The following is a 16,876-nucleotide window of genomic DNA, read 5'->3' on the forward strand; positions in this document are numbered from 1 at the left end:
ACTGTCAATATTAACTTCGTCGAAAATTATACAACTTTGTGACAAAAATGTAAACGTTTTTATAAATAAAAAGTGTTGACGGATTTTGTTCGTCGGATTAATATTTAAATACGTTAAATATTTTATTGTTTAAATAAGAGGTGGATAACATGCCAAATGATATGACGCATATCGATAAAATTCAAGCTCTTGCCTTTTCAATCGGAAAGAAAATGCAGACAGAGTTATTAGAACAAATGCAAGCAACAGGACTTACACCACCGCAGTTTTATATTTTAAAGATTTTAGATCATTATGGAGCTTCAAGGGCGACAAAATTAGCAAAAAAGATGTATGTAAAGCCTAGTGCAATTACAGTGATGATCGATCGTTTAATTGACCAAGAGCTTGTAGAGCGTTATCACGACAAAGATGACCGCCGTGTTGTCATTATTGAGTTAACAAAAAAGGGGAAAGCTAGGGTAGAAGAGGCAATGACCGCTCGTAATGAGCACATTGCAAAATACTTCTCACATTTAGAATTACAAGAAAGAGAAGATTTATTACGTCTCTTTGAGAAGTTAGAAACAATTATTTGCGGGACACAAGAGAAAAAAGAGAATAACTAAGAGGAATTGAGGAGATTACATGGAGCAACAAGAAAATATAAATAGAAAGTTGTTGTTAATCGGTTTAATCATCGCTATGCTATTTGCTGCCTTAGATGGAACAATCGTTGGTACAGCAATGCCGCGTATCGTCGGTGAACTAGGTGGATTAAGCTTAATGACGTGGTTAACAACAGCCTATATGTTAACATCAACGACAGTTGTACCAATTGCAGGTAAATTAGCGGATTTACTTGGCCGTCGTAACGTATATATTACAGGGTTAGTTATCTTTATGGTTGGCTCAGCGTTATGTGGTATGGCAAATGGTATGACAGAATTAATTATTTTCCGTGGTATTCAAGGTCTTGGTGGCGGTATTATGATGCCAATGGCTATGATTATTATCGGAGATATGTTCACGGGAAAAGAACGTGCGAAATGGCAAGGTATTTTTGGTGCGTTATACGGTCTTGCTTCTGTAATTGGACCACAAGTGGGTGGTTGGATTGTAGATGCAGTGAACTGGAGATGGGTATTCTACATTAACTTGCCAGTTGGTATTTTAGCAACAATCTTTATTGCAATGGGATTAAAATCACATAAACAAACAGGACCAATTAAAATTGATATTGCTGGGATCTTTACAATGATTCTCGGTGTTGTAAGTTTATTACTTGCATTAACGTTTGGTGGAAAAGATTACGCATGGGATTCTTGGCAAATTATCGGGTTATTTGCATTAGCTTTAATTGGTATCGTTAGCTTTGTTATCGTTGAAACGAAAGCGGAAGAACCAATTTTACCGATGCATTTCTTTAAAAATCGTACATTTACATTACTAAATGCGATTGGATTCTTTATGAGTATTGGAATGTTCGGTGCCATTATGTTCGTACCATTCTTCATGCAAGGAATTGTAGGAGTAAGTGCTGCTGAATCAGGAACAATTATGACGCCAATGATGATTACAATGATTGTGATGAGTATTATTGGCGGGCAACTTGTATTAAAAGTTGGTGTAAAACCACAAATTATTACAGGAATGCTTATAATGGCTGGAGGATTCTGGTTATTAACAACGATGGATATGCACACAACTAAATTGACTGCTACTTCTTATATGATGGTTATCGGTTTAGGAATGGGTCTTGTAATGCCGACATTAACATTAGCGTTACAAGAAAGCTTCCCGAAAAAAGATCTTGGTGTCGTAACATCATCAAGTCAGTTCTTCCGTCAAATCGGCGGAACATTTGGTATTACAATTTTAGGATCAATCATGAATAACACTTCAGGTACAACATTAACAAAGAATTTAGTACCTGTATTAGATACATTCCCGAAAGAAGCGGGACAAATGGTAACGAAATTTAAAGATATGATTCATACAGATCCACAAGGTTTATATTCAATGCTATTTAGTCCAGAGGCATTAAAACAAATGCCAGAAGCATTCGCTAATAGCATTGTACCGATTTTGAAAAACTCTTTAGTAGACTCACTTCATACTGTATTCTTAACAGGATTAGTATTTATCGTAGTAGGCGCTATCTTTACGATTTTCTTACAGAAGATTAAACTGTCAGATCGTAAAAAGGATGCTAAAGAGCCAGCTACAGAGGAAAAAGAACAAACTGTATCATATTCGTAATGAAAAAGCATCGCCTTATGGCGGTGCTTTTTTGAGTATAACCTTAAAAGCTTTTTCGTGAGAAATGATTGACGTATTTCTAGAAATACGTTATATTATTTTCTGTAAACGGTTACATGGAATGGAGAGGGAAGAGAATGAGTACGATTAAAGACGTTGCAAAATTAGCGGGAGTATCTGTTGCGACCGTTTCCAGAGTTTTAAATAAAAATGGATATGTTCATGAAGATACATTAAAGAAAGTAGAACGAGCGATTGAGATGCTAGATTATAAACCTAGTACAGTAGCACGTTCACTATATAATAAGAAATCTCGTTTAATTGGTTTAGTTGTTCCAAATATCGTGAATCCATTCTTTCCAGAAGTTGCACGTGCCGTAGAAGATGTAGCGCATAAGCAAGGATATACAGTTGTACTTTGTAACTCTGATGAAAATTTAGAGAAAGAAAAGCAATATATTGATGTACTTAGACAAAATAATGTGGACGGATTTATTGTAGCAACAAACCCAAAAAATAGTGTGAATTACATGAATTTGTCAGTACCAGTGGTTGCAATTGACCGTATGTTTAATGAGCGTATACCTGCTGTGTATGCTGATAACTATGCGGGAAGTCAGGCAGCGACAAAGTTATTAATAGATAAAGGCTGTAAACATATTGCGCATATTCGCGGACCGCGTGACGTAAGCACGGCTAATGAACGTTTTGAAGGTTTTGTAGACGTTATTACGCAAAATAATCTTTCTTATATGATTGCAGAGAGTACATTTGATCCGGCTAATAGTGAGCGTGTAGCGGTGGAATTATTAGAAGAGTACCCACATATAGATGGAATTGTTGCTGGGAATGATTTAATTGCAATAGGTATTGTAAAGGCTGCACTTCAAAAGGGAATTTCTATTCCGGATGATTTACAAATTATCGGATTCGATGGAATTTCTTTAACAGAGATGATGTATCCATCTATTACAACTGTTGCACAGCCAATTTATGAAATGGGGAAAATTGCAACAGAACTGCTGTTAGAGCAGATGGAAGGAAACGTATTAGAAGAGAAACACTATCGTTTACCGATTGAAATTATAGAACGAAATACAACGAAGTAAGGAGCTGAAATAGATGCCAAATATTGCAGTAGTAGGTAGTATTTCAATGGACTTAGTGGCCGTTTCAAAAAAACGTCCGAAAGCAGGAGAAACAGTAATTGGTGAAGCATTTCATACAATTCCAGGAGGAAAAGGAGCTAACCAAGCGGTTGCTGCAGCTAGATTAGGCGCAAATGTAGCAATGGTTGGAGCGGTAGGAAACGATAATTATGGAACTGTAGTTAAGAAAAATTTAGAGAACGAACGTGTTTTTATCGACTATGTGGTACCGGTTACAGATGCGGCGACAGGAATTGCTCATATCGTTTTAGCAGAAGAGGATAACAGTATTGTTGTTGTGCAAGGAGCGAATGCTCTCGTAAATGATTCGATTGTAGATCGTTCAAAAGATCTTCTTATAAAAGCAGATATGGTTGTTCTTCAACTAGAGATTCCACTTGAAACAGTGGAATATGTATTAGCTATTTGTGAGGAGCATAATATTCCAGTTATGTTAAATCCAGCGCCAGCACAAGTATTGTCAAAAGATATTTTAGAAAAGGCAACTTATATTACGCCAAATGAACATGAGTGTCGCATCGTATTAGATGATTTCACATCGCCAATTGAAGATTTATTGGCTAAATATCCAAATAAACTATTGATGACAGAAGGTTCTAACGGTGTACGTTTCCATAATGGTACGGAGATTGTACATGTTCCTAGCATTGCTGTTGATGTAGTGGATACAACTGGAGCTGGTGATACATTTAATGGTGCGTTAGCAGTTGCGCTTTCTGAAGGCGAAACACTTCAAAAAGCAATTCGTTTTGCGAATATTGCTGGTGGTCTTTCTGTAACGAAGCTTGGAGCACAAGGCGGTATGCCAACGAGAGATAGAGTACGTGAAGTGCAGGTGATTGTCGGATGAAAAAGCACGGCGTATTAAACAGTGAGATTGCAGCAGTGCTTGCTTCACTTGGGCATACGGATACGATTGTAATCGCTGATTGCGGTTTACCAATTCCTGACGGAGTAAAGAGAATTGATCTAGCTGTTGAAATAGGAAAACCTAGCTTTTTAGATGTATTGCAAGTGGTAGCAGATGATATGGCAATTGAAAAAGTGACGTTAGCAGAAGAAGTTATTCACAATAATGCGGAAGTAAATAAAGAAATAGAGCAGAAATTAATAGAACCAGCATTTGAGTATGTATCTCACGAACAATTTAAAGAGCATACAAAGAAAGCGAAGGCGATTATTCGTACAGGCGAGGCTACGCCTTATGCAAATGTAATTTTACATGCAGGCGTGATTTTTTAATAAAGGGAAGTGATGGGAATGCATATTGAAATGAAAAACATTTCAAAGGCGTTCAATGGAAATCCTGTTTTGAAGAATGCACAGTTTATGATTGAAACAGGAGAAGTCCATGCATTGATGGGGGAAAATGGAGCGGGTAAATCAACGCTCATGAAGATTTTAACAGGTGTATACAAAAAAGATGGTGGGACAATCACGATTGATGGGCAAGAGCGCACCTTTAAAAATGCGAAAGAAGCTGAAGAGTACGGCATCGCATTTATACATCAAGAACTAAACATATTGCCGAATTTAACAGTAGCTGAAAATATGTTTCTCGGTAAAGAGTTAATGTATGGGAAAACAGGTATTTTACGCACTCGACAAATGAACGCGATTGCACAGCAGCAACTAGCAGAGCTAGGATTGCATGTAAGAGGTGCTATGTTAGCAGAGGAACTATCGGTTGGACAACAGCAGATTATCGAAATTGCGAAAGCGTTAATGACAAACGCGAGCGTTATTATTATGGATGAACCGACAGCTGCATTAACAGATCGTGAGATTGAAACGTTGTTTACTGTCATTAATAAATTACGTAAAGAAGGCGTGTCGTTCGTTTATATCTCACACCGAATGGAAGAAATTTTTTCAATATGTGATACCATTACGATTTTACGTGATGGGGAATACGTCGGAAAGAGAGCCATTCCGGAAACATCATTTGATGAAGTAGTGAGTATGATGGTGGGGCGCAGCATTGGTGAACGTTATCCAGAACGAAATAGTCAAATTGGCGATGTTATTTTGGAAATGCGTAATGGAACGAAAAAAGGGAAGTTTGAAAATGTTTCGTTTCAAGTTAGAAAGGGTGAAATCCTTGGTGTTGCTGGTTTGATGGGAGCTGGCCGTACAGATATTATGAAAGCGATATTTGGATACGAACCTTTAGATTCTGGCCAAATTTTTATAAATGGACAAGAAGTAAAGATTGATAGTCCGATAGATGCGATTAGACAAAGAATTGCATTCATTACAGAGGATAGAAAATCTGAAGGGTTAGTATTAGATTTCTCAATTCGAGAAAATTTAGCTTTACCAAATTTAGAGAGTCTTTCAAAGGGAAGTGTTCTAAGCAATGAGCTAGAACAACAGTTTACAGCGGACATGATGAAACTTCTTAATGTGAAAGCATCTAGTGGAGAGCAAGCGGTGAAATCTCTTTCTGGTGGAAATCAGCAAAAAGTTGTTATTGCGAAATGGCTAGGTATCCACCCGCAGTTACTCATTTTAGATGAGCCAACAAGGGGTGTTGATGTTGGAGCGAAAAAAGAAATTTACTCTATTATGAATAAGCTTACCGAAGAAGGAGATGCCGTTATTATGGTATCATCTGAGCTTCCAGAAGTTTTAGGGATGAGTGATCGCGTTCTTGTTATTCATGAAGGAAAAGTCGGCGGCATTTTAGAGAAAGATGAGGCATCACAAGAGTCTATTATGGCACTAGCTACAGGGGGAGAGTAAGGATGGCTAAGAAGGGGAATGTATTACAACAACTTGGGTCTTTAATTGGACTAGCGCTAATTATTGTAGTAATTACAGCTTTAAATCCAGCGTTTATTGAAATTCCAAATTTATTTAATATACTGCGTCAAGTATCGATTAATGCGCTTATTGCATTCGGAATGACCTTTGTAATTTTAACAGGGGGTATTGACTTATCGGTAGGTTCTATTTTAGCATTATCAAGTGCACTTGTTGCTGGAATGATGGCAAGTGGCATGGACCCGTTCCTTGCGATGGCAGTTGGATTATTAGCTGGTCTTGTAATGGGAATTGTAAACGGTATCATCATAGCAAAGGGAAAAGTAGCTCCATTTATTGCGACTTTAGCAACAATGACTATTTTTCGCGGGTTGACGCTTGTTTATATGGACGGACGTCCGATCACTGGACTTGGTGATCATTTAATGTTCCAAATGTTTGGTCGCGGGTATTTTCTCGGTATTCCGGTACCAGCTGTTACAATGATGATCGCTTTTGCAGTACTGTACTTCATTTTGAAGAAAACGACATTTGGTCGCCGTACATTTGCAATTGGTGGAAATGAAGAAGCAGCAGCATTATCAGGTATTAATGTTACGAGAATTAAAGTAATGATTTACGGTCTTTCTGGAATTTTGGCAGCGCTTGCAGGTATTGTCCTAACATCAAGACTAGATTCTGCACAGCCAACTGCAGGTACTTCTTACGAGTTAGATGCAATTGCAGCAGTTGTATTAGGTGGAACAAGTCTTTCTGGGGGAAGAGGATGGATTGTTGGTACATTCATCGGTGTACTTATTATTGGTGTACTAAATAACGGTTTAAATTTATTAGGTGTATCTTCTTTCTTCCAACAAGTTGTAAAAGGACTTGTAATCTTACTAGCTGTATTAATTGATCGCCGAAAAGAAGCGTAATGGAGGGACAGTTCATGAAGAAATGGTTACTTATACTCGTTGCATGTATTATGGTCATTACTGCTGGTTGTTCAATGGAACCACCAGAATGGGCAAAGGATTCTAGCGATAAAGGTCGAAATAAAACTATTAAAGTTGGATTCTCTGTTTCAACTTTAAACAATCCATTTTTTGTGACTTTGAAAAAAGGGGCAGAAAAGAAAGCGAAAGAAAGCGGTATTGAATTGATTGCTGTTGATGCGCAAAATGATGCAGCAAAGCAAACGAACGATGTTGAAGATTTAATTCAAAAAGGTGTCGATGTAGTTGTTATTAATCCAACCGATTCAGATGCTGTTGCTTCAGCGGTAAGTGCGGCAAATGCAGCGAACGTTCCTGTTATTACAGTAGACCGCGTTGCAAATTCAGGTAAGGTTGTTTCTCACATTGCATCTAATAACATCGAAGGTGGTCAAATGGCTAGTGATTACATTCGTGAATTAGTCGGCGAAGGAGCAAACGTTGCTGAGTTAGAAGGAATCCCTGGATCCTCTGCTGCTCGTGAACGTGGGAAAGGATTCCATAACGTAGCCGATAAGTCTTTAAAAGTAGTTGCTAAACAAGCGGCTGATTTTGATAGAGCAAAAGGATTATCTGTTATGGAAAACATTTTGCAAGCAAATGGTGATATTAAAGCCGTGTTTGCGCATAACGACGAGATGGCATTAGGTGCACTTGAAGCATTGAAGTCTGCTGGGAAAACAGATGTAGTCGTTGTTGGATTTGATGCAACAGAAGATGCTGTAAAAGCGGTTAAAGATGGGCGTATGGCTGCAACAGTCGCTCAAAAACCGGAATTAATCGGAGAGAAGGCGATGCAAACAGCAAAAGAGATCACACAAGGTAAAAAAGTGGACAAATCTATTCCGATTGAATTAGAGCTTATTAAGAAAAATAAATAAATATAAAATGAAAATTAGGAAGGAAGAATAACAAATGAAATTCTTTATTGATACAGCAAACATTAACGAAATTAAAGAGGCAAATGCATTAGGCGTATTAGCTGGAGTAACGACAAATCCATCACTTGTAGCAAAAGAAGGTGTAGATTTCCACGAGCGCATTCGTGAAATTTGCAACGTCGTAGAAGGACCTGTAAGTGCAGAAGTAATTAGTTTAGAAGCAGATAAAATGATCGAAGAAGGAAAAGAGTTAGCGAAAATTGCTCCAAACGTTGTTGTAAAAGTTCCAATGACAACAGAAGGTTTAAAAGCAGTAAAAGCGTTCTCTGACTTAGGAATTCGTACAAACGTTACATTAGTGTTCTCAGCAGTTCAAGCATTACTTGCAGCTCGTGCTGGTGCAACATACGTTTCACCATTCTTAGGTCGCTTAGATGATATCGGTCATAACGGTATGGACTTAATTCGCCAAATCGCAGAAATCTTTGCAATTCACGGTATCGAAACAGAAATTATCGCAGCATCTGTACGTCACAGTGTTCACGTAACTGACGCAGCATTAAACGGTGCACATATTGCAACAATCCCAGCAAACGTAATTGCTTCATTAGTGAAGCACCCATTAACAGATCAAGGAATTGAGAAATTCTTAGCTGATTGGGAAAAAACACAAGAGAAATAATAGAAAATCAAGAATCCTAGTTTAATTGACTAGGATTCTTTTTTATTTAAAAGAATTTTCATGCAATTTTGCATATTGTCTTTTAAATTTGTTATATAAGCTATTTAATATATATCAAATCACTTTTTATGTTTCATATTTCGACATAAAACGGTAGAAGTTCTGACCAGAAAACTGGAGGGCATGATTCTATAACAGAAAGCTTAACGTTTATAGGATTGTGCCTTTTTATATAGGGAGGGCAGAAAGTAGAGCTTTTGATTTAAATGCACTTATTTATCTGAATTTTAAGTTTTATAAAAGGAGAGAAATAGAATGAGAAGAAAAGCGCCATTTAAAGTGTTATCGTCACTAGCAATTGCGGCAATTATCGGATGCACATCTGTAATGAGTGCTCCATTAGCATACGCAGAAACGCCAGCAAAAGAGAAAATAAATGTGTCTACAACACCAATTGATTACAATTTAATTCAAGAAGATCGTTTAGCGGAAGCTCTGAAAGAAAGAGGAACAATTAATCCAGCATCTTCTAAAGAAGAGACGAAAAAAGCTGTAGAGAAATATATTGAAAAGAAACAAGGGGACCAGGCAAATAAAGAAATTCTTCCAACCGATACTGCTAAAGAGGCATCTGATTTCGTGAAAAAAGTAAAAGAGAAAAAAATGGAAGAAAAGGAGAAAGTAAAGAAACCTGAAAAAAATGTTAGCCCTGAGCAAAAGCCTGAACCAAATAAAAAACAATTGAATGGGCGAGTTCCAACATCTAAAGCAAAGCAAGCACCGTATAAGGGACCGGTTCGAACTGATAAAGTATTAGTGTTACTCGTTGAATTTAGTGATTATAAACATAATAATATTGATCAAACGCCAGGGTATATGTATTCGAATGACTTTAGTAGAGAGCATTATCAAAAGATGTTATTTGGTAATGAACCATACACGTTATTTGATGGTTCGAAAGTAAAAACATTTAAACAATATTACGAAGAGCAGTCTGGTGGTAGTTATACGACAGATGGATATGTAACGGAGTGGCTAACTGTTCCAGGAAAAGCATCTGACTACGGTGCTGATGGTAGTAGTGGTCACGATAATAAAGGACCAAAAGGCGCACGTGATTTAGTGAAAGAAGCTTTACATGCAGCTGCTGAGAAAGGGTTAGATTTATCTCAATTTGATCAGTTTGATAGATATGATACAAATGGTGATGGGAATCAAAATGAGCCTGACGGTGTAATTGATCATTTAATGGTAATCCATGCAGGTGTTGGTCAAGAAGCTGGTGGTGGTAAATTAGGCGATGATGCCATTTGGTCACATCGTTCAAAATTAGCAATAGATCCAGTAGCAATTGAAGGGACAAAATCAAAGGTAGATTACTTTGGTGGCAAAGTAGCAGCACATGATTACACAATTGAACCAGAAGATGGAGCAGTAGGCGTATTTGCGCATGAATTTGGACATGACCTTGGCTTACCAGATGAATATGATACGAAATATACTGGAACGGGTTCACCTGTCGAAGCTTGGTCACTCATGAGTGGGGGAAGTTGGACAGGGAAAATTGCAGGAACAGAGCCAACTAGTTTCTCACCACAAAATAAAGATTTCTTACAAAAGAATATGGGTGGCAACTGGGCAAGAATTTTGGAAGTAGATTACGATAACATTAAACGTGGTGTAGGAGTTCCTACATATATCGATCAAAGTGTTACGAAGTCCAATCGTCCAGGCGTTGTACGTGTTAACTTACCAGGTAAAAGTGTTGAAACGATTAAGCCGGAGTTTGGAAAGCATGCATATTACAGTACAAGAGGAGATGATATGCATACAACACTAGAAACACCATTCTTTGATTTAACAAAAGGAACAAATGCAAAATTCGATTATAAAGCAAATTATGAGTTAGAAGCAGAGTGCGATTTTGTCGAAGTACATGCAGTAACAGAAGATGGAACGAAAACATTAATTGATAGACTTGGAGAAAAAATAGTCCAAGGAGATAAAGATACAACAGATGGGAAATGGATTGATAAATCATACGATTTAAGTCAATTTAAAGGAAAAAAAGTGAAACTACAATTCGACTATATCACAGATCCAGCTGTAACGTATAAAGGTTTTGCGATGGACAATGTAAATGTAACAGTTGATGGACAAGTAGTATTTTCTGATGATGCAGAAGGACAGTCTAAAATGAATGTAAATGGTTTTGTTGTTTCTGATGGGACAGAGAAAAAAGCTCATTATTACTACTTAGAGTGGAGAAACTATGCGGGATCAGATAATGGATTAAAAGCAGGAAAAGGTCCAGTGTATAATACAGGTCTTGTCGTTTGGTACGCAGATGATAGCTTTAAAGATAATTGGGTTGGGGAGCATCCAGGTGAAGGCTTTCTTGGTGTTGTAGACTCTCATCCAGAAGCATTTGTTGGCAATTTAAATGGAAAACCAACTTACGGTAATACTGGTATGCAAATTGCAGACGCTGCATTTTCATTTGATCAAACACCAGCATGGAGTGTAAATTCATTAACACGTGGACAGTTTAACTATTCTGGATTACAAGGTGTTACAACTTTTGATGATTCAAAAGTATATAGTAATAAACAAATTGCAGACGCAGGAAGAAAAGTTCCGAACCTTGGACTTAAATTCCAAGTTGTTGGACAGGCAGAGGATAAATCAGCAGGCGCTGTTTGGATTAAACGTTAATAACAGAAAAGCACATTCTTCATATGAAGAATGTGCTTTTGAATTTGTACAGTAAGTTATTATTTTAGTTTATGTAATACAAGTGTCTGTTCATATATTGTGTATCAAATTATGTGGGGGAAGGAAATATTTCCGAGGAAATTGTCGAAGTATCGTCGGTATTTATTCAGTTTCTTTTTTAAAGGAAGAAGGTAGTGTTGATTTTATACATACGCTTATTTACAGTAGTACTTGGTTATACACAAAAGTAATATATTAGGCGAAAAAAGACAATGATGGAATTATCCTATCATTGTCTTTTTTACTTTGTCTTTGCCTTTTACTTTGCTTCTGACATAAATCATTCCGGCAAATGTTAATAAGAATGCAGTTCCAATAACGAAGCTGACGCTAGGGGATGCCCCGATTGCTCCAACTGTAAAGGATCCAGCAACAACTCCTAATGAGAAGAAAGCATAAAACAATCCAAATGCTTTTCCGCGCTTATCATCTGTCGTATTTTCAACAAGTAATGCATTTATTGATGGGAAAAGGATAGCGAATCCAATGCCATAAATCATCATAACGATAAAGAGCATGCCTTTTGTTGCAAATAATCCAAGTAAAGATAACGCTAATGCCATTACTGCAATACCAATTAGCATTAGTTTTGAACGATTAAATCGATCGTAAATACGATTTGTTGGTAGTAAGAAGAAGAGGATAGCGGTAATACCGAATACACTTAACATCATGCCTGTTGTAGATGCTTTAAGTGCTAATGCCTCAACTTTCACTGGTAACATATAAGTGACAATTCCTTGTGAAAACATGAGTGTGAAAGCACCAATATATGCCTGTAATAACGGTTCTGATTTCAATAGTTCAAACATATCTTCTTTGTTCATCATTTGTGTTCTTGAAGTATCTTTTCTTGATACGTTATTTGGTAAGAAGAAGAGAGATACGATTGTACCAAGAACCATTAAAATAGAAATGGTAATGAACACCCACTCTATACCAGCAGTTGCTTTCATAATCCCGCTGAAGGCAGGTCCTACAATTGCCGCTGTTCCAACAGCAGCACCAGATAGGGCCATTGCTTTACCTTGTCTTGCTGCATTTGTTTGTTTTGATAAAAACGTAAAGGCAGCAGGAATTAAAAACCCGTCACTAAAGCCATGCATAAAGCGCACAACTAATAGTTGTTCACCACTTTGAACAACGGTGTATAACAAGACTATGAAACTCGTAAGTCCCATGCTTATATAAAGTATTTTTTTTGCACCAAATTTATCGACAGCAGCGCCAGCAATAATATTACCGATCATATTAGCAAATGAGTACATGCCGACAACTAGCCCAATAATAAGAGGGGATCCTCCAAGACTTTGAGCGAACGTACTCATAATAGGTAATTGTGAAAATGTATCTAGAAACGCTACGATAACAATAAAGTAAATAAAATATTTCAAGCGATATTCACCTCTCCTATGCTATTATGGCATAATGCTAATTTCAACCGCAATGAAATTGAGTTAACAGATGTGGAAAAAAGTACAAAGTGACAAAATATTGAACGTTATTTGTTAAAATTTAGTGGAAATGATATTGTTTTTTTGAAATATATGGATAGAAGTATTATAATAGATTTGTAAACTTCACCAGGTTAAGTATATACATAGAGAGGGATGTATAAAATGAAAGCATTACTTTGGCATAATCAACGTGATGTAAGAGTAGAAGAAGTACCAGAACCAACTGTAAAACCAGGAGCAGTTAAGATTAAAGTGAAATGGTGTGGTATCTGCGGGACAGACCTGCATGAATATTTAGCAGGACCTATTTTTATTCCAACAGAAGAGCATCCATTAACACATGTAAAAGCACCGGTTATTTTAGGTCATGAGTTTAGCGGTGAGGTAGTTGAAATCGGTGAAGGCGTTACATCTCATAAAGTGGGAGACCGCGTCGTTGTAGAACCGATTTATTCTTGTGGTAAATGTGAAGCTTGTAAACATGGACATTACAATGTTTGTGAACAACTTGTTTTCCACGGTCTTGGCGGAGAAGGCGGCGGTTTCTCTGAATATACAGTAGTACCAGAAGATATGGTTCACCATATTCCAGATGAAATGACGTATGAACAAGGTGCACTTGTAGAACCAGCAGCTGTAGCAGTTCATGCAGTACGTCAAAGTAAATTAAAAGAAGGGGAAGCTGTAGCAGTATTCGGTTGTGGTCCAATTGGACTTCTTGTTATCCAAGCAGCTAAAGCAGCAGGAGCAACTCCGGTTATTGCAGTTGAACTTTCTAAAGAACGTCAAGAGTTAGCAAAATTAGCAGGTGCGGATTATGTATTAAATCCAGCTACTCAAGATGTATTAGCAGAAATTCGTAACTTAACAAATGGTTTAGGTGTAAATGTGAGCTTTGAAGTAACAGGCGTTGAAGTAGTACTTCGTCAAGCGATTGAAAGTACAAGTTTCGAAGGACAAACTGTAATTGTTAGTGTATGGGAAAAAGACGCAACAATTACTCCAAACAATCTTGTACTAAAAGAAAAAGAAGTGGTTGGTATTTTAGGATACCGTCATATCTTCCCAGCTGTTATTAAATTAATTAGCTCTGGTCAAATTCAAGCAGAGAAATTAATTACGAAAAAAATCACAGTAGATCAAGTTGTTGAAGAAGGATTTGAAGCACTTGTAAAAGATAAAACACAAGTGAAAATTCTTGTTTCACCTAAATAATATAGATATAGTAAAAAGTAGCTCTTTTCTAGAAATAGAAGAGGGCTACTTTTTTTCTATACAGAAAGGTGATAGACTTTCCTGTAACTACAGGTATTTTGTTTGGAAGGGGAAGTCTCATGCTTTCATTTATGTTGACATTGAAACGAATGCTAAAAGCTTGTTTACGAGCGTGGAAGGATAAAGAATTTCAAGTATTATTCGTATTAACATTTTTAACATTAACATCTGGTACGATTTTTTATAGTACAGTTGAAGGATTACGTCCTCTTGACGCTTTGTATTTTAGCGTTGTGACGCTGACGACTGTCGGTGATGCGAATTTTAGCCCGCAAACTGATTTTGGGAAAATATTTACAATCTTATACATATTTATTGGAATTGGATTAGTGTTTGGATTTATACATAAGTTGGCAGTTAATGTCCAACTGCCAAGTATATTATCGAATAGAAAAAAAGAGTAAATGTGTATGCTTTACTCTTTTTTTACATTAGTTTAGATAAGCCTTAATAATAGTTTATTAAAATGAAAGTGCATTCATTCATTATATTCACTGTGTATAAAGTTATAATGATATGAAAATCTGCATATTTTAATTTATTGATAGAAATTTCGTGAAAGGTGGGATATTCTAGTCATAGGTTAACCGGACGACATCATAGGATCCTAACAAAAAGTTTACAATAATTCGATTATAAAATGGAGGATTTCAGATGAAAAAGAAAGTACTTGCTTTAGCAGCAGCTATTACATTAGTAGCTCCTTTACAAAGCGTTGCATTTGCTCATGAAAACGATGGGGGAAGTAAAATAAAAATAGTTCACCGCTGGTCTGCTGAAGATAAACATAAAGAAGGTGTAAATTCTCATTTATGGATTGTAAATCGTGCGATTGATATTATGTCTCGCAATACAACACTTGTAAAACAAGATCGAGTTGCACAATTAAATGAATGGCGTACGGAGTTAGAGAACGGTATTTATGCTGCTGACTATGAAAATCCTTATTATGATAATAGCACATTTGCTTCACATTTCTATGATCCAGACAATGGAAAAACATATATTCCATTTGCAAAGCAGGCAAAAGAAACTGGCGCTAAATATTTCAAATTAGCTGGTGAATCATACAAAAATAAAGATATGAAACAAGCATTCTTCTATTTAGGATTATCTCTTCATTATTTAGGAGATGTAAACCAACCGATGCATGCGGCAAACTTTACAAATCTTTCATATCCACAAGGATTCCATTCTAAATATGAAAACTTTGTAGATACGATAAAAGATAATTATAAAGTAACGGATGGAAATGGATATTGGAACTGGAAAGGTACAAATCCAGAAGAGTGGATTCATGGAGCGGCAGTAGTAGCGAAACAAGATTACTCTGGAATTGTAAATGATAATACGAAAGATTGGTTCGTAAAAGCAGCTGTGTCACAAGAATATGCAGATAAATGGCGCGCTGAAGTTACGCCAATGACAGGTAAGCGATTAATGGATGCACAACGTGTTACTGCTGGATACATTCAGCTTTGGTTTGATACGTACGGAGATCGTTAAGTATTTAAAAAAGGTCAAATCTCACAATAGAGTATTTGACCTTTTTATTACTATACACATGGAGGGATGGAACGTGAAAGGTAAATTGCTAAAAGGTGTACTTAGCTTTGGGATTGGTTTAGGAGTTTTATACGGAGGATCTTCAGCTCAAGCAGACACGTCTACAGATCAAAACAACACTTTGAAAGTGATGACGCATAACGTATACATGCTATCAACGAACTTATATCCAAACTGGGGACAAAGTCAGCGTGCTGATTTAATTGGGGCGGCAGATTATATAAAGAATCAAGATGTTGTTATATTAAATGAAGTGTTTGATAATAGTGCTTCAAATCGCTTATTAGGAAACTTGAAGAAAGAATATCCAAATCAAACAGCGGTATTAGGTCGTAGTAACGGAAATGAATGGGATAAAACGTTAGGTAGCTATTCATCTTCAACGCCTGAAGATGGAGGCGTTGCAATCGTGAGTAAATGGCCGATTGTTGAAAAGATTCAATATGTATTTGCAAAAGGATGCGGGCCAGATAATTTATCAAATAAAGGGTTTGTATACACGAAAATTAAGAAAAATGATCGTTTCGTTCATGTGATTGGGACACACTTGCAGGCTGAAGATAGTATGTGTGGAAAAACTTCACCTGCATCTGTACGTACAAACCAGCTAAAAGAAATTCAAGATTTTATTAAAAATAAGAATATACCAAATGACGAGTACGTTCTATTTGGTGGTGATATGAACGTGAATAAAATAAATGCAGAGAACAATAGTGACTCAGAGTACGCATCCATGTTTAACACATTGCATGCGTCAATTCCATCTTATACGGGACATACAGCAACTTGGGATGCAACGACAAACAGTATTGCAAAATATAATTTCCCTGAAAGTCCTGCCGAGTATTTAGATTATATTATTGCAAGTAAGGACCATGCGAATCCATCATTTATAGAGAATAAAGTATTACAACCGAAATCTCCACAGTGGACTGTTACATCATGGCTAAAAAAATATACGTATGATGATTATTCTGATCATTATCCAGTAGAGGCGACTATTTCTATGAAGTAGTCCTAAAAAAGTTTCTTCTTAAATAGGAAGAAACTTTTTTATTTTGTAGAGGAGATTCCAACTTTCTTTCCA

At 36.7% G+C, this 16,876-nt stretch carries 15 protein-coding genes; 14 read left to right on the plus strand and 1 reads right to left on the minus strand.

Annotated elements, in window-relative coordinates:
• The first annotated feature begins 149 nt into the window (after positions 1–149).
• The 10 genes from AC0NJG_RS17110 (at position 150) to inhA2 (ending at position 11,431) form a co-directional block, all read left to right on the plus strand.
• Entirely contained in the window at positions 150–608 is a 459-nt protein-coding gene (locus tag AC0NJG_RS17110; RefSeq protein WP_001132358.1) for a MarR family winged helix-turn-helix transcriptional regulator, read from the plus strand.
• A gap of 19 nt (positions 609–627) precedes the next feature.
• The gene (locus AC0NJG_RS17115; protein WP_074568104.1) at positions 628–2,241 is read left to right on the plus strand and encodes an MDR family MFS transporter; all 1,614 of its coding nucleotides are present in this window, start codon (positions 628–630) and stop codon (positions 2,239–2,241) included.
• A gap of 137 nt (positions 2,242–2,378) precedes the next feature.
• Positions 2,379–3,350: a ribose operon transcriptional repressor RbsR gene (gene rbsR, locus AC0NJG_RS17120; protein ID WP_087953828.1), complete on the plus strand. Its 972-nt coding sequence runs from the start codon at positions 2,379–2,381 to the stop codon at positions 3,348–3,350.
• Between the two features lie 13 nt (positions 3,351–3,363).
• Positions 3,364–4,260, plus strand: coding sequence for a ribokinase (gene rbsK, locus AC0NJG_RS17125; protein WP_087953827.1), 897 nt, complete (start codon positions 3,364–3,366; stop codon positions 4,258–4,260).
• Positions 4,257–4,652 (plus strand): D-ribose pyranase, encoded by a 396-nt coding sequence (gene rbsD, locus AC0NJG_RS17130; protein WP_087953826.1) that lies wholly within the window; start codon positions 4,257–4,259, stop codon positions 4,650–4,652. The genes rbsK and rbsD overlap by 4 nt, the downstream gene beginning before the upstream one ends.
• Positions 4,653–4,670: 18 nt before the next feature.
• Positions 4,671–6,155: a ribose ABC transporter ATP-binding protein RbsA gene (rbsA, locus tag AC0NJG_RS17135; protein WP_474063244.1), complete on the plus strand. Its 1,485-nt coding sequence runs from the start codon at positions 4,671–4,673 to the stop codon at positions 6,153–6,155.
• 2 nt (positions 6,156–6,157) lie between these two features.
• Entirely contained in the window at positions 6,158–7,093 is a 936-nt protein-coding gene (locus AC0NJG_RS17140) for an ABC transporter permease subunit (RefSeq protein ID WP_001074633.1), read from the plus strand.
• 14 nt (positions 7,094–7,107) lie between these two features.
• Positions 7,108–8,034: a ribose ABC transporter substrate-binding protein RbsB gene (rbsB, locus tag AC0NJG_RS17145; protein WP_060629555.1), complete on the plus strand. Its 927-nt coding sequence runs from the start codon at positions 7,108–7,110 to the stop codon at positions 8,032–8,034.
• Between the two features lie 34 nt (positions 8,035–8,068).
• The gene (fsa, locus tag AC0NJG_RS17150; RefSeq protein ID WP_000667661.1) at positions 8,069–8,716 is read left to right on the plus strand and encodes a fructose-6-phosphate aldolase; all 648 of its coding nucleotides are present in this window, start codon (positions 8,069–8,071) and stop codon (positions 8,714–8,716) included.
• 315 nt (positions 8,717–9,031) lie between these two features.
• Positions 9,032–11,431, plus strand: a complete 2,400-nt coding sequence (gene inhA2, locus AC0NJG_RS17155; RefSeq protein WP_143880790.1) for a M6 family metalloprotease immune inhibitor InhA2 — start codon at positions 9,032–9,034, stop codon at positions 11,429–11,431.
• A gap of 281 nt (positions 11,432–11,712) precedes the next feature.
• Here the strand turns inward: inhA2 and AC0NJG_RS17160 are convergent, their stop codons facing one another.
• A complete protein-coding gene (locus AC0NJG_RS17160) occupies positions 11,713–12,885 on the minus strand; it encodes an MFS transporter (RefSeq protein WP_087953824.1) in 1,173 nt (390 codons plus the stop codon).
• A gap of 225 nt (positions 12,886–13,110) precedes the next feature.
• Here AC0NJG_RS17160 and bdhA point away from each other — a divergent pair, with 225 nt between their 5' ends.
• The 4 genes from bdhA (at position 13,111) to sph (ending at position 16,804) form a co-directional block, all read left to right on the plus strand.
• On the plus strand, positions 13,111–14,163 hold the full coding sequence (gene bdhA / locus AC0NJG_RS17165) for a (R,R)-butanediol dehydrogenase (protein WP_000645822.1): 1,053 nt from the start codon (positions 13,111–13,113) through the stop codon (positions 14,161–14,163).
• Between the two features lie 119 nt (positions 14,164–14,282).
• On the plus strand, positions 14,283–14,627 hold the full coding sequence (locus tag AC0NJG_RS17170) for a potassium channel family protein (RefSeq protein ID WP_000948234.1): 345 nt from the start codon (positions 14,283–14,285) through the stop codon (positions 14,625–14,627).
• Between the two features lie 250 nt (positions 14,628–14,877).
• A complete protein-coding gene (gene cerA, locus AC0NJG_RS17175) occupies positions 14,878–15,729 on the plus strand; it encodes a phospholipase CerA (RefSeq protein ID WP_000731010.1) in 852 nt (283 codons plus the stop codon).
• Between the two features lie 58 nt (positions 15,730–15,787).
• The gene (gene sph / locus AC0NJG_RS17180; RefSeq protein WP_263053827.1) at positions 15,788–16,804 is read left to right on the plus strand and encodes a sphingomyelinase C; all 1,017 of its coding nucleotides are present in this window, start codon (positions 15,788–15,790) and stop codon (positions 16,802–16,804) included.
• Positions 16,805–16,876 lie beyond the last annotated feature (72 nt).

It is taken from the genome of Bacillus sp. SSR7 (assembly GCF_055902415.1).